The organism is Streptomyces sp. NPDC053673 (assembly GCF_055585225.1).
Genome location: NZ_JBVJKN010000004.1, coordinates 97086 through 118665, shown reverse-complemented (window position 1 = coordinate 118665; position 21580 = coordinate 97086). Strand labels below are relative to the sequence as shown.

Below are 21580 nucleotides of genomic sequence, written 5' to 3'. Positions count from 1 at the left end.
TTGGGTGCGGGGACGAGGAGTGCGGGGACCGTACCGACCGGGTGGTATGGCGGTCAACGGTTCATGCAACAGGAGTTTTTGCTCGATCATTACCCATCAGTAGCGTGACGGTCGTGGAAGGGTGGTCGCCGTGCGCTACACATTCCCGCCCGCGACCGCGGCCTGGCGGCACGAGGACGCCCGGGCGGGCTTCGAGGTCGCGTTCTTCCAGCTCCTGGACGACGGCTGGCGCGTCGAGGGGTGCACAACCGCGTTGGAGGACGGCGATGCCTTCGCAGTCGAGTACACCATCGAGCTGGACGCGGCCGGAAGGACCCGCGCCGCACGGGTCCGCGGCCGGGCACCGTCGGGGGCCCGGACGACCGCACTGACGACGGACGGGTCGGGGCACTGGCTGGTCGACGGCGGCCCCGCCCCGCACCTCGACGGCTGCTTCGACGTGGACCTGGAGTCCTCGGCCCTGACCAACGCCCTGCCCGTGCGCCGGCTGGAGTTGCCGCTGGGGGCCGCGGCGGCGGCGCCGGCGGCGTACGTCCGCGCGCTCGACCTCACGGTCGAGCGGCTGGAGCAGACGTACACGCGCACCACCGAGGAGACCAGGCACGAGCGCTACGACTACGCGGCTCCCGCCTTCGGTTTCGAGTGCCGCATGGTCTACGACGAGTCCGGACTGCCGCTGGAGTATCCGGGGATCGCCGTTCGCGTCGGCTGACGTGGATCCCCCGGCCGGCTGCCCAGGGGCGCCCGGCCGGGGGGACGCTCACTCGAAGACGATCAGCGCCCGTCCGCCCTTGCCCGCGAGCATGTTGTCGAAGGCGGCCGGGATGCCGTCAAGAGTGATCCGCTCCGTCACCAGGGCGCTCAGGTCCAGGCGTCCCGCGCGGATGTGCTCCGCGAGCACCGGCAGGTCCCGCGCCGGGTCGGAGTTGCCGTACACGCAGCCCGAGAGCGTACGGCCCCAGTGGAAGATCTCCAGAGCGCTGAAGCTGACCTGCTGGTCCTTGCCGCCGATACCGACGACCGTCGTACGGCCGCCGCGCCTGGTCGAGTCCCAGGCGGTACGGATCGTGGCGGCGCGGCCCACGCATTCGACGGCCACGTCCGCGCCCTGACCGCCGGTCAGTTTGCGGATCTCCTTCGCGGTGGTCTCGGAGGAGACGACGTACTCGGTGGCTCCGGCCCGGCGGGCGAGGGCCTCCTTCTCCGGCGACACATCGACGGCGATGACCGTGGAAGCGCCCGCGATCCGGGCGGACTGGAGCGTCGCGAGCCCGACTCCGCCGACGCCGAAGACGACGACCGACTCGCCCTCGCGGACCCGGGCGGAGTGGTGGACGGCGCCGTAGCCGGTGAGGACCGCGCAGCCGAGGAGCGCGGCATCGGTGAGCGGGACACCGTCCGGGACCGGCAGCACACAGTTGGCGGCGACGACGGTCTCCTCGGCGAACGCGGCGACGTTGAGGCCGGGGTGGAGATCGGTGCCGTCCTCGGTGGCGGCGTAGACGCTGGCGGCGCCCGTCAGGGCGTCGGCGCAGAGCCAGACCTCGCCGATCGAGCAGTGATGGCACTTCCCGCAGGACGGAGCCCAGTTGAGGACGACGCCGTCGCCGGGGGCGACATGGGTGACGCCCTCACCGACGGAGACGACCGTGCCCGCGCCCTCGTGGCCGAGCACGGCGGGGACGGGCACCCGCATGGTGCCGTTCGACAGGGAAAGGTCGGAGTGGCAGACCCCGGCGGCGGCGAGGCGGACCCTCACCCGGCCGGGACCCGGCTCGGGGAGCAGGATGCCGGTGACCTCCAGGGCCGAGCCGATGGCGGGCAGGACTGCGGCGCGGACCACGCTCACAACTCTCCTCAGAGCTCTCAGAACTGCAGGGACTTGGTGTGGAGGTACTCGGCGAGACCGTGCGTGCCGAGTTCGCGGCCTACGCCCGACTGCTTGTAGCCGCCGAACGGCGCCAGCGGGTTGAAGCGGCCGCCGTTGATGTCGACCTGTCCGGTGTCCATACGGCGCGCGAAGGCGACGGCCTCCTCCTGCTCTCCCCACACGGCGCCCGCGAGCCCGTAGACCGTACCGTTGGCGATCCTCAGGGCGTCGTCCTCGTCCTCGTACTTCAGGATCGACACGACTGGGCCGAAGATCTCCTCCTGCGCGATGGTCATGTCGGGCGTGACGTCGGCGAAGACGGTCGGCGAGACGTAGTAGCCGGGCTCGTGCGGGGCTTGGGGGCCGCCCGCCACGAGACGGGCGCCCTCGGCGACGCCCCGCTCGATGTAGCCGCGGACGCGCTGCTGCTGCTTGGCGTTGACGAGCGGGCCGACCCGGTCGCCCGGCGTGTACTTGGCGACGGCTTCGGCGGCGAGCGCCACGGCTTCGTCGTACTGGTCCTTGTGCACCAGCATCCGGGTCCAGGCGCTGCACGTCTGGCCGGAGTTGGACATGACGTTGGCGATGCCGACGTTGACGGCGCGGGCGAGGTCGGCGCCGGGCAGGATCACGTTGGCGGACTTGCCGCCGAGCTCCAGGGCGACGCGCTTGACGGCCCCGCCCGCGGTCGCGCCGATCTTCCGGCCGACGGCGGTGGAGCCGGTGAAGGAGACCAGATCCACGCCCGGGTGCTCGGCGAGCGCCTGTCCCGCGACCGGTCCGAGACCGGTGACCAGGTTGAACACGCCTGCGGGCAGACCGGCTTCATGAACGGCTTCGGCGAAGAGCTGCGCGGTCAGCGGGGTGTCCTCGGCGGGCTTGAGCACGACCGTGCAGCCGGCGGCGAGAGCGGGGCCGACCTTGGCGACGATCTGGTGGAGCGGGTAGTTCCACGGGGTGATCGCGCCGACGACACCCACCGGCTCGTGCAGCACGGTGGAGTTCCCCACCTTCTCCTCGAAGGCGTACGTGGCCGCCAGCTCGGCGTACGAGCCGGCGACGAGGACCGGCAGCCCCGCGTGGACGGACCGGGCCAGCTGCGGCGGCGCGCCGAGCTCGGCGGTCACGGTCTCGGCGATCTCGTCCTTGCGGGCGGCCAGCACGTCGCGGAGGGCGGCGAGCTTCGCGGCGCGCTCGGCGGGCGGGGTGGCGGACCAGCCGGGGAACGCGGCGCGGGCGGCGCGTACGGCCGTGTCCACGTCCTGCGCGGTGCCGGCCGGGACGTGGGCGATGACCTGCTCGTCCGCGGGGTTCACCACCGCGATGGTGTCGGCGCCGGCGGCGGGTTGCCACGTGCCGCCGATGTACATCCCGTCGTGGGCCTTCATCCGCTTCTCCTTCGGGCGTGGCTCGGTGGTCCGTCGTCCGCACCCAAACTAGCGGTGTTAGTTTTTTGGCGCCAGGCCGGCCGGAGCGCTGAGGCCCTGTGATTCTCCCCCTACGCCGCCCCTTCCCGCAGCATCGATGTGCGGCTGCGCCGCGCGGAGGCTCCGCGCCGTACCCCGTACCCGGTCCTTGGTCGCCGGACCGGCTCCCGTCGGAGCCCGTCCGGCTACCGAGGAGGGTCCGCTCAGGCCGGCGCCTGGCCGAGTGCCGACGGCTGGGCCGGGCGGACCGTGGGCGGCGAGATGGAGGTGACCCTGGCCGCGGGGTTCCCGGTGATCGCCGCCGTCGTGGGCGCGGGCGCCGCGGGCGGAGCCTGCACCTGGCCCCTGTCATCAGGGGTCTTCGCCACCGACGACCACGTACGGAGCCGATGGCTCGCCGCCTCGTCCAGGCTCACCGGCGCTCCTCGCTGTTCCGCCAGCCGGCTCGCTTCCCGGCCGAGCGCTGCCACATCGTCCCAGCGCAGTTGCAGCACGACGGACAGTTCCGCCCCGCCGTCCGGCAGTCCGCGCATGATCGGCCCGTCACCATCAGTCATTGCCGCTCCTGTCATTGACGCAGAGACGCTTCTCCAAGTGGTCTGTAGTACGCAGCACTTGCACGTCGTGTTCAAGGCGGCCGCCCCGCAGGCCAGGACCCGCCGCCGCCACGAGGAGCACCCCGAGCATCACGAACGGCGCCGCCGTGCCCGCGACGCCCGCGACGAGACCGGCCGACGCGGGTGCCGCGACCTGGCCGAGGGCGAGGGCGCGGTACGAGACGGCCGGACGCGCCATCGACACCGCCCCCTGCGCGAAGCCGAAGGCGATGACGAGGCGTAGCAGCCGGCTCCTGGACCCGGTGGCCGGTCCGGTCACGTCAGATGATGCCGAAGAGGATTCCGGCGCCGAGCACGACGAGCGAGGTGAGCGCGGCCCACTTGACGGTGAATCTGGTGTGGTCGCCGAATTCGACCTTGGCCATGCCGACCAGGACGTAGACGGCGGGGACGAGCGGGCTGGACATGTGCAGCGCCTGTCCGACGAGGGAGGCGCGGGCGATCTCCAGCGGGGCGACTCCGTGGGCGGCACCGGCTTCGGCGAGGACGGGGAGGACGCCGAAGTAGAAGCCGTCGTTCGACATGAAGTAGGTGAGCGGGAGGCTCAGCAGGCCGGTGACGAGCGCCATGTGCGGACCCATGCCCTCGGGGATGGCGCCGACGAGCCAGTCGGCCATGTGCTTGACCATTCCGGTGCCGGTGAGGACGCCGGTGAAGACGGCCGCGGCGAAGACCATGCCTGCGACGTTGAGGACGTTGTCCGCGTGGGCGGCGATACGGGCCTTCTGGTCGGCCATCTTCGGGTAGTTGACGGTGAGGGCGAGGGCCGCGCCGATCAGGAAGAGCACGGGGATCGGCAGCAGCTCCATGATCATCGCGGCGAGCAGGGCGACGGTGAGGCCGGCGTTGAACCAGTAGAGCCTGGGTCGCAGGGTCTCGCGCTTCGGGTCCAGGCCCTGGAAGCCCTCGTCGTCGGTCGTGCCGCCCGTGCCGCCGTCGCCGGTGGCCGCGACCGCGGCCGCACGGTCCGTGCCACCGCCCGCCGCCACGAGGACCGTCTCGGTCTCCGGCTCCAGCGCCTCGTCCAGCGTCAGATAGCCGATGCGCCTGCGCTCCCGCCGGCCGAGAACGTACGCGAGGACGAAGACGAAGAGCAGTCCGACTCCGAGCGCGGGGATCATCGGCACGAAGATGTCACCGGCGTCGAGCTTGAGCGCGGTGGCGGCGCGGGCGGTCGGGCCGCCCCACGGCAGGGTGTTCATCACGCCGTTCGCGGTGGCCGCGACACCGGTCATCACGACCAGGCTCATCTTGAGGCGCTTGTAGAGCGGGTACATCGCCGAGACGGTGATCATGAAGGTGGTGGAGCCGTCGCCGTCCAGCGAGACGATCGCGGCGAGCAGGGCCGTACCCACCACGACGCGCATCGGGTCTGCCTTGCAGAAGCGCAGGATGCCCCGGACGACCGGGTCGAAGAGGCCGACGTCGATCATCACGCCGAAGTAGACGATGGCGAACATCAGCATCGCCGCGGTCGGCGCGAGGTTGCCGACGCCTTCGAGCACGTAGTCCCCGAGCTTCGCGCCCTGTCCGACGAAGACACAGAAGAGTGCGGGGATGAGGACCAGCGCCGCGATGGGCGACATCTTCTTCATCATGATCAGGACCAGGAAGGTCGCGATCATGGCGAAGCCGAGGATTGTCAGCATGGGGACACCTAACGTTCATCTTTGAACTCCCGCGGAGGGCGGGCGGTCCGGATGACGTTAGGTGCCGCTCATCGGCGTCAGCAAGATGTCGACGCGTGAGCAATACGAGCAAAAGCCCAGCTCAGGAGGGGTACGGCGGGGACGGCGGGGACGGTGGGGCGGTGGGTCATTGGGCTGGTGACACCTCCACGGGGAAGCCGTTGAGCACAGCGGTGCCGGACAGCGGGTCGAGCAGCGAGCCGTCCAGCAGCTGGTTGACGTTGACTCCGGGACGGGCCGCGGCGACCGACATCCGGGTGCCGGGGCGGTCGTGTCCCCAGCCGTGCGGGAGGCTCACCACCCCGGTCCGTACGGCGTCGGTGATCTCCACCGGGACCTCCAGCTCTCCCCCGTCCGCCGTGATCCGGGCCGTGGCTCCGTCGTCGAGTCCGAGCCGGGCCGCGTCCTCGGGGTGGATCTGGAGGGTGCAGCGGTTGGAGCCTCCGTTGAGCGCGGCGACATTGTGCATCCAGCTGTTGTTGGAGCGCAGATGGCGGCGGCCGACGAGGACCAGCCGGCCGGGCCGGTGGGCCGCGTCGCCGAGGGCGCTCCGCAGCCGCGGCAGATCGGCGGCGACGGGCGCGGGGAGAAGCTCGACGCGTCCGCTGCGGGTCTTCAGGATCTGCGGGATCCGGGGCTGGAGCGGGCCCAGGTCGATGCCGTGCGGGTGCGCGAGGAGATCGTCGAGGGTGAGGTCGTAGGGGCCGAGGCGCAGCATCATGTCGAGGCGCCGCTCCGGGCCGCTGCGGCCGGTGAGTGCGGCGGCGAGTTCCTTGGGGTCCTGGCCGTGGACCGGCGTGTGCGGGTCGGCGACGGCCTTGGCGAGCGCGCCCTCGATGACCATGTCGTCGACCGCGGACGGCTCGGCTCCGTGCATCCCGCCCACGGCGAGGATCAGCCGGGCGTGGATCTCGCACTCGTCCATGGCGCCCGCGTCGAGCGGCACGGCGGCGGGCGTGTAGCGGACCTGGTTGCGTACGGCGAGGGCGTTGAAGGAGAAGTCGAAGTGGCCGCTGCGGGACGGTGGCGGCGGGGGCAGCACGACATCGGCGTGGCGAGCGGTCTCGTTCAGATACGGGTCGACGCAGACCATGAAGTCGAGTCCGGTGAGGGCCCGGTCGAGACGGTCGCCGTCGGGCGCGGAGAGCACCGGGTTGCCGGCGATCGTGATCAGCGCCCGGATCTTTCCTTCGCCGGGAGTCTCGATCTCCTCGGCGAGCGCGGCGATCGGGAGTTCGCCCTTGGCCTCGGGGTGACCGCTGACCCTGCTCGCCCAGCGGCCGAGGGTGAAACCCTTGCCGGGGGCGGCCGGGCGGGGCGCGCGGTCCGTGGCGGCGAGCGGGAAGAGGGCGCCGCCGGGGCGGTCGAGGTTTCCGGTGAGGACGTTGAGGACGTCGACGAGCCAGCTGGCGAGGGTGCCGTGTTCGACGGTGCAGCTTCCGATGCGCCCGTAGACGGCGGCGGTGGGGGCGGCCGCGAGCTCGCGCGCGATCGCGCGGATCTCACCGGCGTCCATCTCACAGGCGGCGGCGACGGCTTCGGGGGTGAACTCCCGTACGGCTTCCCGGACTTCGTCCACGCCCTCCACGTGCGGGGCCAGGTCCCCGAGGTCCGTGAGGCCCTCGTCGAAGAGGACCTGGGCCACCGCGGCGAGCAGCAGCGCATCGGTGCCGGGGCGGATGGCGACATGCCGGTCGGCGAGTGCAGCGGTGCGGGTGCGGCGCGGATCGACGACGGTGAGGGTGCCGCCGCGGCGTCGCAGCGCCTTGAGCTTGCCGGGGAAGTCGGGTGCGGTGCACAGGCTGCCGTTGGAGTCCAGCGGGTTGGCGCCGAGGAGCAGCAGATGGTCCGTGCGGTCCAGGTCGGGGACCGCGATGGCGACGGCGCTGCCGAAGAGCAGTCCGCCGGCGACGTGCTTGGGCATCTGGTCGAGGGTGCTGGCGGTGAAGATGTTACGGGTGCGCAGCGTGGAGAGGAGGACCGGCGGATAGAGCCCGCCGGCCATGGTGTGCACATTCGGATTGCCGAGGACGACCCCTACGGCGTTCGCTCCGTGCTCCTCGATCAGCGGGCGGATCCGGGCCGCGATCGCGTCGAAGGCCTCCTGCCAGCTCGCCTCGCGCAGCTCGCCGTCCTTGCGGACGAGAGGGGTCCGCAGGCGGTCGGGGTCGGCGTCCAGCTCGCCGAACGAGGCGCCCTTGGGACAGATGAAGCCCTGGCTGAAGACGTCGTCGCGGTCCCCGCGGGCTCCGGTGACCCGGTCCCCCTCGATGGTGAGGGTCAGCCCGCAGGTGGCTTCGCAGAGGGGACAGATACGGAGGGCGGTGCGGGTGGCGCTGTTTCCTGCGTCGGTTCCTGGCATGGGGGCCCTCCCGGGGGGCGGCGGCAGCGCGTGACGCGCAAGGCACCGCCGAGCATACCGACCGGTACGCATGACGGGGAGGGGCTGCGGTGAACCACGGCGAATGAGCCGGAGGGACGCTGGAGTGCCTTCGAAACCGGGCACGATCGACCGTCGGCGCGCGCCGAACCGCCCGGAGGAGGATCGAGCCCGGAAACCCGGAAAGCGGTCAGTCCAGCACCCGCGCGAGATACGCGTACAGCAGCTCTCTGGTCTCGGCGATGATCTCCGCGTCACCGGAGGGCTCGACCCGGAAGGCGAGTTGCAGCAGCGCGTCGGCGGCCTCGACCGCGATCAGGATGGTGCGCCGCAGCGAGTCGTCGGCGCGGCGGCCCAGATGGCCGGCGAGCAGCTCGGTGAGACGGTCGGCGACCGCGTGGTTCACGCTCTCGGCGGGCGCGGCGAGGGGGATCCGGTAGCCGAAGTCGATCAGCGCGAAGCCGGGGACGGTCCGCTTCATGGCGAGGTACTCGTCCAGTACGGCGTCGACCGCGCCGCGCCAGTCGCCGGCCGGCAGCTCGGCGGTCCGCGCCGCGATCCGCTCGGCGTAGTGGTCGAGATTGCGTGCGGCGAGGGCGTCGGCCATGGCCCGCTTGTTGCCGAAGAAGCGGTAGACGGAGCCGATCGGCACCTCGGCGCGGGCCGCGACGGCGCGCGTGGACAGCTCCTCGTAGCCGGTCTCGTCGAGGAGTTCGGCGCAGGCGTCGAGGATCCGGGTCAGCCGCTCGGCGCTGCGCTGCTGCACGGGCGTACGGCGGAGGGAGTTCGCTGAGGGCATCGCTCCATCATGCCGCCCCGGTGTGGCCGGAGGGCGTCGTTGTGTGGCCGACGTGTGCCGTTGACGGGGAGCGCCGCGCAATCCTACTGTCAAGCATAGGATTCCTTGGGGAGCCGCAGGAGCGCGCGGCCGTCGAAAGGGAGAGCGCGCGAAGGCCGCGAGGTACGAGTGGCCGAGCACGGTCGACCGTCGACGGATGCCGAAGCGCCCCGGAGGCGAACCGAGCCACAAGAGACCGGACGCATCGGGAGTGCGGATGAACGGCAGCGAGCAGGCGAGGAAGACGGCCGAAGGGCTGGAGTACCTGTCGGGCTTCGGCAACGAACACAGCTCGGAGGCCGTCCCGGGCGCACTGCCGCACGGGCGGAACTCGCCGCAGCGAGCCCCGCTCGGGCTCTACGCGGAACAGCTGAGCGGCTCCGCGTTCACCGAGCCGCGCGCCCGGAACAGGCGCACCTGGCTGTACCGGATCCGGCCGTCGGCCGCTCATCCCCCGTTCGTCCGCGTCGACAACGGCGGGCTGCGCAGCGCGCCCTTCACCGAGACGGTGCCCGACCCCAACCGGCTCCGCTGGAACCCGCTGCCGGAGCCCGCGCCCGGCACGGACTGGCTGGCCGGTCTGTGGACCCTCGGCGGCAACGGGGACGCCGCCCAGCGCGCCGGCATGGCCGTGCACCTCTACCACGCCAACGCCTCCATGGAGCGGCGTGTGTTCAGCGACGCGGACGGCGAGCTGCTGATCGTGCCCGAGCGGGGCGGGCTGCTGCTCCGCACCGAGCTGGGCCTGCTCGCCGCCCGGCCGGGCGAGGTGGCGCTGATCCCGCGCGGGGTGAGGTTCCGCGTCGAGCTGCTGGACGGGACCGCCCGCGGCTATGTGTGCGAGAACTACGGGCAGCCCTTCGTCCTGCCCGACCTGGGTCCGATCGGCGCGAACGGGCTCGCCAACGCGCGGGACTTCCGGGCGCCCGCCGCCGCGTACGAGGACGTCGAGGGCCCGGTCGACGTCGTCAACAAGTTCTGCGGCAACCTCTGGGCCGCCACGTACGACCACTCACCGCTGGACGTCGTCGCCTGGCACGGCAACCATCTGCCGTACGTCTACGACCTGCGGACCTTCAATGTCATCGGGAGCATCTCCTACGACCACCCGGATCCGTCGATCTTCACCGTGCTGACGTCGCCGAGCGACACCCCGGGACTGGCGGGCGTGGACTTCGTGGTCTTCGCCCCGCGCTGGCTGGTCGGCGAGGACACCTTCCGGCCGCCGTACTTCCACCGCAATGTGATGAGCGAGTACATGGGCCTCATCGAGGGCGCGTACGACGCCAAGACGGCCGGAAAGGGCGGCTTCGTCCCGGGCGGCGGATCGCTGCACAACATGATGTCGGCGCACGGACCCGACCGGGAGACCTTCGACCGGGCGAGCGCCGCGGAGCTGAAGCCGCAGAAGATCGACGACGGGCTTGCCTTCATGTTCGAGACCCGCTGGCCTGTGACCGCGACCGCCCAGGCCGCGAACGCGGACCACCTGCAGAAGGGGTACGACAGCGTGTGGCAGGGTCTGGAGCGCCACTTCCGGTCCTGATGCCGGATCTGATACGGAGTTGCCGTGACCGCCTTCGCCCCCGACTCGCTCGTCCTGAACCGCAAGCTGCCGCTCTGGTATCAGGTCTCGCAGTCGCTCCGCGCCTCCATACTCGGCCGCCGGCCGCACGATCCGCTGCGGCTGCCCACGGAGGAGCAGCTTGCCGAGCACTACGGCGTGAGCGTGCTGACCATGCGGCAGGCGCTCAAGGAGCTGGAGACGGAAGGCCTGATCAGCCGGCACCGGCGGCGCGGCACCTTCATCGAGCCGGGGGCGCGGCGGAGCGCACCGAGGCGGCTGCTGGGCTCGATCGACGCGATCGTGGCCCAGCAGTCGGGCGAGCGCACGACGATCCTGGGGCATGGGCCGGGGGCCGTTCCGGGTGATCTCGCCGAGTTCTTCCCCGGCGCCGACGAGGTCGTCACGTACCGGCGGCTGCGGTGCGACGGCGAGACCGGCGAGCCGACCAACTGGGCGGAGAACGCGGTACGGCCGGACATCGCGACGGGCCTCGAGGTCGCGGACCTGGAACGCTGGCCGATGACGAAGGTGTTGCGCGATGTGGTGGGGGTACGGATCAGCCGCATCACGGACACGGTGGAGGCCCGGCTCGCCGACCCGGAGACGGCGGAGCTGCTTCAGGTGCCCCTGCTGTCGCCGATCCTCCACTACACCGGAGTGACGTACGACGAGGAGGGGCGGGTGGTCGACGTGGCGCGGATCCGGTACCGGGGGGACCGTTTCTCGTTCTCGGTGACCGTCGAGGCGGAGTGATCGCCGCCATGCTGCTGGACGACCTGATGCCCTGGTCCACCGGGCCGATGCGGCTGGGGCGGAGCTGGGTGGTCGCGCCCGGCGTGCGGACCCTGCGGGCCCGGTGGGATGCGGTGGTCGCGGCCGGGGGCGCGGAGCAGGCGGCCCTGTTCCGTGAGACACGGGCGCGGAGCCTGGGCAGTTCGGTCGCCGCCCTGCCGGGGCGGACCACCGGCACTTCGCGGTTCGCGCGGGAGGACGGGCCCTGCCCGGAACCGGTGCGGATCGCGCACGGACCCTTCGACGAGCAGTGGCTGATCCCCGACCACCGGCTGATCGATGTCGCACGGCCCGAGCTGTGGCGCGTCGCCGACGGGCATCAGCTGTTCGCCGTGGAGCAGGGGTACGTGCCGGCGGCGGAAGGTCCCGCGCTGCTGGTGTCGGCCGTCCTGCCGGAGGGGCGCTCCCCCGCCGGCCGCCCGGGTCGCATACGCCCGCTGTACCGCAGACCCGGCGGGCGTGAACCGAATCTGGCGCCGGGACTGCTGCCGCTGCTCCAGGCGTGGTACGGGCACCCGGTGACCGCCGAGGACGTGCTGGCCTGGGCCGCGGCCGCCGGACGGGCGACGCCGCGGGGCTGCGAGGTGCCCCTGACCGCCGATCCGCTCGTGTGGGCACGCGGAGTGGAGCTGGGGCGGCGGACCGTCGGGATTCAGCTGCGCGGCGCCCGCGGCGGCGAGCGGCCCAGACTGCCCGGCGGGCGGCGACCCTATGTGCGGGCCGCGGTTCCGGCGCGGCCGGGGACTCTGTCGTACGACCGCGAGGGGGAGGCTCTGCTCCTCGACGAGGGGCGGATCGCGCCGGTGCCGGCGGAGGCCTGGGAATTCCAGGTGGGCGGTGTGCGGGTGCTGGAGCACTGGTTCGAGCGGCGGACGGCCGAGCCGGAGCCCGGCACGCTGGAGGCGATCCGGCCCGCCGGGTGGCCGCAGGAGTGGACCTCGGAGCTGCTGGAGCTGATCACGGTGCTCGCGCTGCTGGGCGAACTGGCCGCGGAACGCAAGGACTGGGCGGCGCACGAGTGGGCGGCGCAGGAGCCGTTGCCGGACGAGGAACTGCGTGCCGCGGGGGTGCTGCCGGTGGACGGCGCGGCCCGGCGCCCCGCATCCGTACTGGACCATCAGGAGGAGGGGCCCGAGGGCCAGTTCGCGCTCCTCTAGGCCGTGTTTTAGAACTCCCGCCTGGCACGCGACGCCTGGCACGCACTCCCCCGTAGCCCTTCGGGCACGGGAGGTGCCCCCACGCTGCGTTGTCGGAGTCATCCAAGTACGTCCAGTACGAGGATGATCTCCCCCAGCTACCGCTGGGAGGTGCCCCCACCGCCTTGCGATTGCACGCACCAGACGCCGCGAGCCCCGCCCTACGGGCGGACGGCGCTAGTTCTCAAACACGGCCTAGCCCCGGTGGGCGTGCCATCGGTGTCCAGGGGCGCAGGCCTTGGTGGAGGCGGTTCTTTCGCTCGCGGAACTGAACATCTCCACGATGGCCGTATTGCTGCTGTATTGCAGGGAGATCGTCCTATTGGAACGGCTGATTCGGGTGGCTACTATGCGCCATAGTTGATCACTGTGAGGTGCGAGTTACGCGTGTTACGGCCGTGACACGTCGCACCCTGACGAGAGGGAGGCCGATGTGGGGCCCGAGCTCATAGTTCCGCCGATCTTCTCTCCCATCCCACCGGCGATACATCCACGCCATGCGGAGATAGACGTCCAGACCGCAGCCTGGGCCGAAACGTTTCGTATCGGTTCCGAGGAACTACGCGGCAAGCTCGTGACACAGGACATCGGCACGTTCGCCGCCCGGATCCTCCCGGATGGCCGCCAGGAGGTCGTCTCCCTCCTCGCGGACTTCGTGCTGTGGCTGTTCGGCGTGGACGACGGGCACTGCGAGGAGGGAGAACTCGGCCACCGGCCAGGCGACTTGGCGGGCATGCTGCACGGTCTGCTACGCGTCGCGCAGAATCCCGAGGCCCCGATGATGCTCGACGACCCGCTGGCCGCGGGACTGCGCGACCTGCGCCTGAGAGTCACCCGTTACGGCACGGCCGGGCAGACCGCCCGCTGGGTCGACGCCCTGCGCGAGTACTTCTTCTCAGTGGTCTGGGAAGCCTCCCACCGCCGCACGGGCACCGTCCCCGATCTCAACGACTACACCCTGATGCGCCTGTACGACGGTGCGACCTCGGTGGTGCTGCCGATGCTGGAGATGGGCTACGGCTACGAACTCCAGCCGCACGAGCGGGACCGTACGGCGGTGCGCGCCGCCGCCGAGATGGCGTCCTTCGTGATCACCTGGGACAACGACATCTTTTCGCACCACAAGGAGCGGAGCGGGACGGGCTACTACCTCAACGTCCTGCGGGTGCTGGAGCAGGAGGGCCTCACACCGGAGCTCGCCCTGACGACGGCGATCGCCCAGCGGGACCGGGTGATGTGCCTCTTCATGCGGGTGAGCGCGTATCTGTCGGAGGAGGGGAGCCCGCAGCTGCGGCAGTACCTCGCCAGCCTCGCCTCCTTCATCCGCGGCGCCCAGGACTGGGGCGTCAGCTCCGTTCGCTACACCACACCGGAGGACCCCGCGAACATCCCCTCGGTGTTCCGCGCGACCCCCACCGACGACAGCCGCGAGCCGCTGGACATCCCCGCCGTCTCCTGGTGGTGGAACCTCCTTCCCGATGAGACCGCGACGCGCCAGAGCCGCGTGCCCGCGCAACGGGCCGCGTAGAGACAAGGAATCTTCGGTGTCGGTCGGCTTGCCGTCGGCGCCCCGCGCTCCCGGCGCCGTACCCCTTCTCGGGCAGGTCTGACGCCCGGCCGCCGCCGTCGGCCGGGTGTCAGCGGGGTTTCAGCCCGTCAACCGTGCGTGGCGTCGACGGAGTCCATCGAATGTTTCCGCACATTCACTTCAGGAGATCTGAACGGTCTCGGAGCGGGCCCCGGCGGCCCCTCGCAGCGCCTCCAGCACATGAGCCACCCCCGCCCCCTCCTCCGCGCCCCGCCGCACCGCGGCCACGACATGCCTGCGCGGCTGGTCGGCGCTGAGCACCCGCATGACGACCCCGCTGCGCCGCTCCGCGGCCGCCATGCGCGGTACGAGCGCGACCCCCATGCCCGCCTCCACCATGGCGAGAATCGCGGTCCACCCGGACGCGGAATGCGCCTGCTCCGGAACGAACCCGGCCGCCTCGCACGCGGCCAGCGTGATCTCGGACCAGGGTCCGCTGCCTCCGAAGATCCACGGCTCCTCCGACAGATCGGCCAGCCGCAGCCCCGGCTCGGCAGCCCTCGGATGCCCGGCCGGCAGCGCCACGTCCAGCGGATCGGCGAGCAGCGGTACGCGGGTGAACTTCGGATCCCGGGCCGTCGGCGCGTGCGCAGCCAGCGACAGCGCGAGGTCCACGTCCCCGGCGGACAGCAGCTCGTACGCCTCGGCCGCCTCCGCCTCCCGGACCCGTACCTCCAGCGCGGGGTACCCGGTCCGCAGCCGCTGCACGGCGGGCACGACGAGCGCGGGCACGGCGGTCGAGAACGCCCCGACCCGCACCTCCCCGGCCTCCCCCTGCAGATACCCGGCCAGCTCCGCGTCGGCCCGCTCCAACTGCGCGAACACCGCCTCGGCATGACGCAGTACGAGGTGGGCGGCGTCCGTGAGCCGGACACGGCGTCCGTGTGCCTCCAGCAGCGTGACGCCGAGCTGCTTCGCGAGATTGGTCAACTGCTGCGACACGGCCGACGGCGTCATCAGCAGCGCCTCCGCGGTCGCGGTGACGGTGCCACGGTCCCGCAGCGTCCGGAGGATCTGGAGCTTCTTGACGTCCCACTTGTCCCACTCGGCCATGACCGCAACCTACCGGCCGCCGGACGGGTGCCCATCGTGTCCTCCAGGGGCGATGAGTTTCCCGATCGGCCGGAGTCTCCACCTCTGTCACAGCGACCGCGGACGACCATGCCTGGAAGGACAACCGGCCATGACCACCACCCACACCCTCGACGTCCCCGGCGGACGCCTGTACTACGAGGTCCGCGGCACGGGGCCGCTGCTGCTCGTCATGGGGGCGCCGATGGACGCCGCGCACTTCGTGCCGCTGGCCGACGCGCTCGCCGGCGATCACACCGTCGTCACCCACGACCCGCGTGGGATCGCGCGCAGCGTCCTCGACGATCCCGGGCAGGACTCCACCCCCGAACTGCGGGCGGACGACGTCGCCGCGCTCCTCGACGCCCTCGGCGCCGAGTCCGCCGACGTCTTCGGCAGCAGCGGCGGCGCGGTGACGGGCCTCGCGCTGGTCGCGCGGCACCCCGCGCGGGTGCGGACGCTCATCGCCCACGAGCCTCCCTTGCTGGAACTGCTTCCCGACGTCGCGGCGCAGCGCGCCGCGACCGAGGACATCGTCGAGACCTACCATCGGGACGGGGTGGGGGCGGCGTGGATGAAGTTCATGGCCAACGCTGGATTCGATGCAGGTGGCGGCGACGGCGACGCCCCCACCCCGCCGCCCGGTGAGCCCTCGGAGCAGGATCTCGCCAACAGCGCCCGCTTCTTCGACCACGAACTCCGTGGCACCGCCCACTACATGCCCGACATCTCCGCCCTCGCAGCCGCCCCGGCCCATGTCGTCGTCGGCATCGGCGTCGACTCCGGCGGCCTGCTCACGTACCGCACGTCCACTGCGCTCGCCGAGCGCCTCGGCACGGCGCCGGTCGAGTTCCCCGGCGATCACGGCGGCTTCCTCGGCCGGCCGAAGGAGTTCGCGGAGGCACTGCGGGAGGTGCTGGCGCGCGGGTGAACGCGGGGGGCGATGACGGCCGCCACGCCGATCGGGCCGACCTGCGCGTCCGACGCCTTTGCGTCGGCGAAGTGCCCCGACGAGACCTGCACCTTCTGCCCCGTCACCGGGACGGGGCAGAAGGTCTTCGCCTGTGTGGCGAGCGGTGGATCAGCGCTGCTGGACGAACGCCCGGCCCTCATGAGCTTCGGCGGAGCAGGACTTCTTCTCCGCGGCGGTCATCTTGCGGCTCTTGACGACCACGGCGTTGCTCTTGCCGTCGGTGCCGTTCTTGGCCGGGCCGGTGATGGTGTCGTCGAAGAACCAGTAGTAGTGGTCCCACTTGGGGCTGTCGTAGTGGGTCTGCCAGGTGCCGGAGACCTGCTGCATCACCTGGGCCCGGGAGATCCAGCCCACCTCGCCCGGCTTCACCGTCATGTTCAGAGAACTGCTCTCCGAGTGGGTGCTGGACCAGCTGTGGCTGTAGCTGGCCGTCACGCTCAGGTCCACTATGCCCGCGATATTGCCGCCCGCGGTGACCGAGACGCCGAGCGAGTCCGTCGAGCCCACGGTGTCGCTCCAGGTCATCGACTGGGTGGCGTCGGAGGTGCTGCAGTTGTAGAGCGAGTCGGAGACCTGACGGAACTGACCGAGGTACGCCTCGCCGAGCGTGGGGGTGTTGAAGGTGCACTTGCCCAGGCCCGATTCGCAGTCCGCCGTCAGCAGTTGCCGCGTCGGCTGCTCATCGGCAGCCGCGACGGAGGTGGTCGCCGCCACGATTCCGGCTGCTGCCAGCGTCGCGGTCAGCAGCCGGGCGCCGTGGTGCAGGGCGCGATTGATCGCCATTCTGGTGCCTTTCAGACTGTGTGGGGAGTCGGTGAACCGGGCGGCCTGGTACGGGACTTGTACGTCAAGGCCGAGCGGCACTCACCGCCTTAGCACGCGAGATTGTCCTAACATTCGGTCCAACCACACCAAGAAAAGGCAAAGTTGTAGTTGATCGCGAAACCGACGCCGTCAGGGCGACGACATCGCTGAGGCGCCGTTCGTACGCGACGAGCCGCGATGCCCTCGCCACGGCGGGCGCCGCACTCCCCTCGTTCGGGATCGACGTCGCCTCCGCCGCGCCGCTCATCGCGCTCGGACGGTGCAACCTCACCACCGCCCGGCGCCCGGCGCCGAGGCCGTACGCGGGAGGGCGGCCGGGTGACGGGGACGGCACGGGTGAATGCCCGAGCCGGGGCGAGATCTGCCGGTGGCGCGGGCGGCGCGCTGCGGCGATCGGCTGACAAAGGCTCAAGCAGCGCCGCGGCCAGGCCGAAAAGACGGTGACAGGATCATCACCAATCCGATGGGAGTATCCATGCGACTGTTCGCGCGCTGCGCGGTCGCGGCCCTGCTCGCCCTGTCCGCCGCCGTGCCCGGGACCGCCGCGGCCGAGGACCACACGGACGGCCCGGTCCCCGCACCACTGCACCGTTCGGCCGAGGCGGTGAAGGGCAGCTACATCGTCTCGCTGAAGGCCGGTGCCGACCCTGCCGACATCGCCCGGCAGAGCGGGGTGAAGCCCCGGTACACGTACGACCGGGCCATGCGCGGGTTCTCCGCGATGCTGAATCCGAGCCAGTTGGAGGCGGTACGGCTCCTGCCGGGGGTCGCGGCCGTGGAGGAGGACGCGAGGGTCTACGCGCACAGCACAACGGACAGGAACCGCACCCAGGACGCGCACGGGTCCCAGGGCGTGGTCAGGGCCGCGAGCTGGGGGCTGGACCGGTCGGACCAGCGGGGTCTGCCGCTGGACGGCCAGTTCGCGGCCAAGAGCACCGGCAAGGGCGCCACGATCTACGTCGTCGACACCGGGATCGACTACGCGCACAGCGAGTTCGGCGGGCGCGCCGTGTTCGGGTTCGACGCGATCGGCGACGGCCGCAAAGGGCGGGACTGCGAGGGCCACGGCACCCATGTGGCGGGCACGGCCGGCGGGGCGACGTACGGGGTCGCGCCCGAGGCCACGCTGGTCAGCGTCCGGGTGCTCAACTGCGAGGGGAACGGGGCCTGGTCCGGGATCATCGCAGGACTCGACTGGGTCGCCAGGAATGCCCGGCAGCCCGCCGTCCTGAACGCCTCGCTCGGCGGCACCAGCTCCGTCTCCGCGAACGCGGCCGCTGACGCGGTGTTCGCCAGCGGGGTCCTGCCGGTCATCGCGGCCGGCAACTCCGCCGAGGACGCCTGCGGCGTCTCGCCCGCGGGCGCGAAGAACGTCATCGCGGTCGGCGCGACCGACCGTGCGGACCAGGAGACCGACTACAGCAACTACGGCAAGTGCCTGGCGCTCTACGCCCCCGGCAGCGAGGTCGAATCCGCGCTGCTGGGCGGTGGCAGCACCAGCATGAACGGCACCTCGATGGCCGCCCCGCACGTGGCGGGAGTCGCGGCGCTGTACAAGGCGGCCCACCCGACAGCGGACGCCAGGACCGTCTCCGACTGGATCATCAAGCAGTCCACCAAGGACATGGTCAAGAAGATCTCCAGGGACTCGCCCAACCGGCTCCTGTTCACCGGTGGTCTGTGACCGCGCCAACCCACCCGCATCAGCCGCCCCTGCTGCCCGCCGGGCGGACGGGTCCTCACCCGTCCGCCCGGCGGGCAGCGGTGCCCGGGGCCGGGACCGGCCGGTCACCGACCCGCGCCGCGCTCACACACCGCGCCGCGCTCACCGCCCCCGCGCAGCGCCCAGCGCCACCCCGCCCAGGATCAGCGCCAGGCACAGTCCCTGCACCCGCCCGAACGGCTCGTCGAGGATGACGAAGGAGAGCAGAGCCACGCACACCGGCTGGAGGTAGTAGACGACGCCCGCGCGGGCCGCGCCGATCAGGGCGATCGCCTTGTTCCAGGCGAAGAAGGCGACGGCGGAGGAGAAGACGCCGACGTACACGAGCGGACCGACGGTTCCCGCCGTGGGTTCGAAGCCGCCCTGCACGGCGAGGCTGATCGCGTAGACGGGCAGCAGCATCAGCGCACCGAGCACGAACGTGCTGAGGAGGAAGGTGCGTCCGCCGAGTCCGGCGGGGCGGCGCCTGAGCAGGGCACTGTACGAGCCGAAGCAGACCGCGCCGGCCATGACCCACAGGTCGCCCGCGGCGAAGTCCAGGGAGCCCTTGCCGACGAGCAGCAGTACTCCGGCGCAGGCGATCACCGTTCCGGCCACGCGCCGGGCGCCGAGGCGGACGCCGCCGAGGCGTTCGTGCACGGCCATCAGGACCGGTGAGGCAGCCATGATCATGCCCATGTTGCCGGCGGTGGTGGAGACTCCCGCCTGGTTGACGAGGGTGTTGTAGACGGTGACGCCGAGCAGCGAGGCGAGGGACACGAAGCCCAGATGACGGCGGATCAGATGCCGCTGCCGCCAGGTCTCGCGGGCCGCGAACGGGGCGACGGCGGCGATCGCGATGATCCAGCGCCAGAAGGCGTGCTGGACGGGCGGGACGGAGTCGTGCAGGGCTCGGGAGGTGACGAAGCTGCCCGACCAGACCACCGTCGCGACGACCGCGAGGAGGATGCCGAGGCCGGAGGCCTGCTTCACCCTCCTCGCGGTGGTCGTCGCCTCACTGCTGCGGACGCGGTCCAGGACTGCCACGGTGTATCCCTCGCCTCTCTCCCCGGATGGGGATCTGGGTTGCGGGACCTACCGTCGCACCGCCCGAACACCCAGGTCCATCGAATCTTTTCGAGCATTCCTTTCAGGGAAACTGAATGGTGCGCGGGAGCGGGGAGCGATCTGGCCGACGATCGTGGCGGTGAACGCGATCACCATGCCGAACAGCTGCGCCGGTGTCAGGTCCTGGCCGAGCGCCGCCCAGCCGATGACGGCCGCGGTGATCGGCGAGAGCGGGCCGAGCAGTGTGACGGAGGTGGCGGTGAGCCGCTCGATGCCGCGGAACCAGAGCCAGTAGCTGACGGCGGTGTTGGCGAGCGCGAGATAGAGGTAGCCGGCGACACCGCGGCCGTCGAGCGCGGGCGGGGCGCCCTCGACGAGGAAGGCGACCGGCGCGATCAGCAGTCCGCCGGCGGTGAGCTGCCAGCCGGCCATGACGAGCGGGCCGACCCCCTCGGGCCGGCTCCAGCGCTTGGTGAGCACGATCCCGGCGGACATCGACGCGGCGGACGCGAGCCCGGCGAGCACACCGACCGGATCGAGCGCGGCGCCCGCCTTGAGGACGACCAGACTGACACCGAAGGCCGCGGCGATGGCGGCGAGCAGCCCGCGTGCGGTCGGCCGGTCGCCCAGCAGCAGGGTCGCGAGGCCGATGACGAACAGCGGCCCGACCGAGCCGACGACGGCGGCGACCCCGCCGGGCAGCCGGTACGCGGCGAGGAAGAGCAGCGGGAAGAACGCCCCGATGTTGAGCGCGCCGAGGACCGCCGCCTTCCCCCACCAGACGCCGCGCGGCAGCGTGCGGGTGAGCGCGAGCAGGGCGAGACCGGCGGGCAGGGCGCGCATCAGTCCGGTGAACAGGGGGCGGTCGGGCGGCAGCAACTCGGTGGCGACGACGTAGGTGGTGCCCCAGGAGACCGGGGCGAGGGCGGTGACGGCCGTGACGGCGACGGCGGCGTTGCGGGCGGACATGGCAGCCCCTTCATGGGCGGCGGACGTGAACAACGAACAACAAGCAACAGACGCGAGGTGGCTTGCCGATAAGTAGCTTAGCTCTAAGCTACTTAGACGCAAGTCACTTGCTTGTCAGCAACCGTGTCCTGGCCGAAACTGTTCCCATGACCTCCACTCCCGCCCCCACCTCGGATCCCGTGGACGCGATCATCGCGCAATGGGCCGCCGTACGACCCGAGCTCGAAACCGTCCCGATGGCGGTCTTCGGGCGGATCTACCGCCTGGCGAACGCGATGGCCCTGCTCCATGACAAGGCGTACAAGCCGTACGGCCTCTCGCGCGGGGAGTTCGACGTCCTGGGGACGCTGCGGCGTTCCGGGGAGCCCTACACGCTCTCGCCCCGCCAGCTGTCCCAGACCCTGATGCTGACGACGGGCGGGATGACCGGTCGGCTGGACCGGCTGGAGAAGGCCGGGCTGCTCAGCCGCAGCCCCGATCCGCACGACCGGCGCGGACTGCGGGTGACGCTCAGCGAGCGGGGCCGCGAGCTGGTGGACGGGGCCGTGGAGGCAGGGCTCGCGGCGCAGCGGGACGCCCTGGGATCGGCGCTCGACGAGGACGAGGCGGAGCAGCTCTCCGCGCTGCTGCGGAAGCTGCTGAGCTCGATGGGGGCCTGAGCCGCTCCCCGCCGGAGAACGCGTGAGGGCGCCGCACGGTACCTGGACCGTGCGGCGCCCTCACGGAGAGTGTGAAGAGTGCGTACTCGGGAAGGAGTGCGCGCTCAGGCCTGCTTCTTGGGCCTGTCGGACTTGTCGAGGACCATCACCAGGCCCACGATCACCAGGAACAGGACGATCGGCAGCCCGACGTACAGGCCGAGCGTCTCGGCCACACTCAGGCCGGGACCCGGGTCGTCGCCGTCGTCGGGCATCAGCGCGAGCGCGGGGGACGACATGAGCAGCATCATCAGCGTCGTACCGGCCGCGACGGTACCGGCGCGCAGGGCGTTCTTCTTGTCCACGGTGCA

At 71.5% G+C, this 21580-nt stretch carries 20 protein-coding genes; 8 read left to right on the top strand and 12 right to left on the bottom strand.

The annotated features are described in order from the left end of the window. Positions 1–130: 130 nt before the first annotated feature. Positions 131–712, top strand: a complete 582-nt coding sequence (locus ACZ6ZQ_RS08060) for a putative glycolipid-binding domain-containing protein (RefSeq protein ID WP_469767729.1) — start codon at positions 131–133, stop codon at positions 710–712. A 48-nt stretch (positions 713–760) separates the two neighbouring features. On the opposite strand, the gene ACZ6ZQ_RS08055 is transcribed toward ACZ6ZQ_RS08060, so the two are convergent. The 7 genes from ACZ6ZQ_RS08055 to ACZ6ZQ_RS08025 form a co-directional block, all read right to left on the bottom strand. Beyond that, on the bottom strand, positions 761–1843 hold the full coding sequence (locus ACZ6ZQ_RS08055; RefSeq protein WP_469767728.1) for a Zn-dependent alcohol dehydrogenase: 1083 nt from the start codon (positions 1841–1843) through the stop codon (positions 761–763). A 23-nt stretch (positions 1844–1866) separates the two neighbouring features. After that, positions 1867–3258 carry an aldehyde dehydrogenase family protein gene (locus tag ACZ6ZQ_RS08050; protein WP_469767727.1) on the bottom strand — a complete coding sequence of 464 codons (1392 nt, stop codon included), beginning with the start codon at positions 3256–3258 and terminating at the stop codon, positions 1867–1869. A 242-nt stretch (positions 3259–3500) separates the two neighbouring features. Beyond that, complete coding sequence (locus ACZ6ZQ_RS08045; RefSeq protein ID WP_469767726.1) at positions 3501–3854, bottom strand: hypothetical protein; 354 nt, start codon at positions 3852–3854, stop codon at positions 3501–3503. Continuing rightward, the gene (locus ACZ6ZQ_RS08040; RefSeq protein ID WP_469767725.1) at positions 3847–4173 is read right to left on the bottom strand and encodes a hypothetical protein; all 327 of its coding nucleotides are present in this window, start codon (positions 4171–4173) and stop codon (positions 3847–3849) included. Before ACZ6ZQ_RS08040 ends, ACZ6ZQ_RS08045 begins: the two co-directional genes overlap by 8 nt. 1 nt (position 4174) lies before the next feature. Then, positions 4175–5563: a CitMHS family transporter gene (locus ACZ6ZQ_RS08035; protein WP_469767724.1), complete on the bottom strand. Its 1389-nt coding sequence runs from the start codon at positions 5561–5563 to the stop codon at positions 4175–4177. A 166-nt stretch (positions 5564–5729) separates the two neighbouring features. Then, positions 5730–7964 (bottom strand): molybdopterin oxidoreductase family protein, encoded by a 2235-nt coding sequence (locus tag ACZ6ZQ_RS08030; protein ID WP_469767723.1) that lies wholly within the window; start codon positions 7962–7964, stop codon positions 5730–5732. A 208-nt stretch (positions 7965–8172) separates the two neighbouring features. Next, complete coding sequence (locus tag ACZ6ZQ_RS08025) at positions 8173–8781, bottom strand: TetR/AcrR family transcriptional regulator (protein WP_469767722.1); 609 nt, start codon at positions 8779–8781, stop codon at positions 8173–8175. Between the two features lie 256 nt (positions 8782–9037). Between ACZ6ZQ_RS08025 and hmgA the strand changes: the two genes are divergently transcribed. The 4 genes from hmgA to ACZ6ZQ_RS08005 all read left to right on the top strand — a co-directional run bounded on the left by hmgA (position 9038) and on the right by ACZ6ZQ_RS08005 (position 13903). Continuing rightward, entirely contained in the window at positions 9038–10366 is a 1329-nt protein-coding gene (gene hmgA / locus ACZ6ZQ_RS08020; RefSeq protein ID WP_469767721.1) for a homogentisate 1,2-dioxygenase, read from the top strand. 24 nt (positions 10367–10390) lie between these two features. Then, complete coding sequence (locus tag ACZ6ZQ_RS08015) at positions 10391–11140, top strand: GntR family transcriptional regulator (RefSeq protein WP_469767720.1); 750 nt, start codon at positions 10391–10393, stop codon at positions 11138–11140. Between the two features lie 8 nt (positions 11141–11148). After that, a complete protein-coding gene (locus ACZ6ZQ_RS08010) occupies positions 11149–12336 on the top strand; it encodes a type ISP restriction/modification enzyme (protein ID WP_469767961.1) in 1188 nt (395 codons plus the stop codon). A 472-nt stretch (positions 12337–12808) separates the two neighbouring features. Continuing rightward, the gene (locus ACZ6ZQ_RS08005) at positions 12809–13903 is read left to right on the top strand and encodes a selina-4(15),7(11)-diene synthase (protein WP_469767719.1); all 1095 of its coding nucleotides are present in this window, start codon (positions 12809–12811) and stop codon (positions 13901–13903) included. Positions 13904–14083: 180 nt separating this feature from the next. Here the strand turns inward: ACZ6ZQ_RS08005 and ACZ6ZQ_RS08000 are convergent, their stop codons facing one another. Next, positions 14084–15016, bottom strand: a complete 933-nt coding sequence (locus tag ACZ6ZQ_RS08000; RefSeq protein WP_469767718.1) for a LysR family transcriptional regulator — start codon at positions 15014–15016, stop codon at positions 14084–14086. A 130-nt stretch (positions 15017–15146) separates the two neighbouring features. Here ACZ6ZQ_RS08000 and ACZ6ZQ_RS07995 point away from each other — a divergent pair, with 130 nt between their 5' ends. After that, positions 15147–15965 carry an alpha/beta fold hydrolase gene (locus tag ACZ6ZQ_RS07995; protein ID WP_469767717.1) on the top strand — a complete coding sequence of 273 codons (819 nt, stop codon included), beginning with the start codon at positions 15147–15149 and terminating at the stop codon, positions 15963–15965. 150 nt (positions 15966–16115) lie between these two features. Here the strand turns inward: ACZ6ZQ_RS07995 and ACZ6ZQ_RS07990 are convergent, their stop codons facing one another. Continuing rightward, complete coding sequence (locus ACZ6ZQ_RS07990) at positions 16116–16790, bottom strand: hypothetical protein (RefSeq protein ID WP_469767716.1); 675 nt, start codon at positions 16788–16790, stop codon at positions 16116–16118. A gap of 517 nt (positions 16791–17307) precedes the next feature. On the opposite strand from ACZ6ZQ_RS07990, the gene ACZ6ZQ_RS07985 reads away from it, so the two are divergent. Then, positions 17308–18516: a S8 family peptidase gene (locus tag ACZ6ZQ_RS07985; RefSeq protein WP_469767715.1), complete on the top strand. Its 1209-nt coding sequence runs from the start codon at positions 17308–17310 to the stop codon at positions 18514–18516. A 141-nt stretch (positions 18517–18657) separates the two neighbouring features. Here ACZ6ZQ_RS07985 and ACZ6ZQ_RS07980 read toward each other — a convergent pair whose 3' ends face one another. Together ACZ6ZQ_RS07980 and ACZ6ZQ_RS07975 are read right to left on the bottom strand one after the other, a co-directional pair. Next, on the bottom strand, positions 18658–19581 hold the full coding sequence (locus tag ACZ6ZQ_RS07980; RefSeq protein WP_469767714.1) for a DMT family transporter: 924 nt from the start codon (positions 19579–19581) through the stop codon (positions 18658–18660). A gap of 48 nt (positions 19582–19629) precedes the next feature. Then, positions 19630–20571, bottom strand: coding sequence for an EamA family transporter (locus tag ACZ6ZQ_RS07975; protein WP_469767713.1), 942 nt, complete (start codon positions 20569–20571; stop codon positions 19630–19632). A gap of 146 nt (positions 20572–20717) precedes the next feature. On the opposite strand from ACZ6ZQ_RS07975, the gene ACZ6ZQ_RS07970 reads away from it, so the two are divergent. After that, positions 20718–21230 carry a MarR family winged helix-turn-helix transcriptional regulator gene (locus tag ACZ6ZQ_RS07970; protein ID WP_469767712.1) on the top strand — a complete coding sequence of 171 codons (513 nt, stop codon included), beginning with the start codon at positions 20718–20720 and terminating at the stop codon, positions 21228–21230. 104 nt (positions 21231–21334) lie between these two features. On the opposite strand, the gene ACZ6ZQ_RS07965 is transcribed toward ACZ6ZQ_RS07970, so the two are convergent. Further along, a complete protein-coding gene (locus ACZ6ZQ_RS07965) occupies positions 21335–21574 on the bottom strand; it encodes a hypothetical protein (RefSeq protein ID WP_469767711.1) in 240 nt (79 codons plus the stop codon). Positions 21575–21580: the final 6 nt, after the last annotated feature.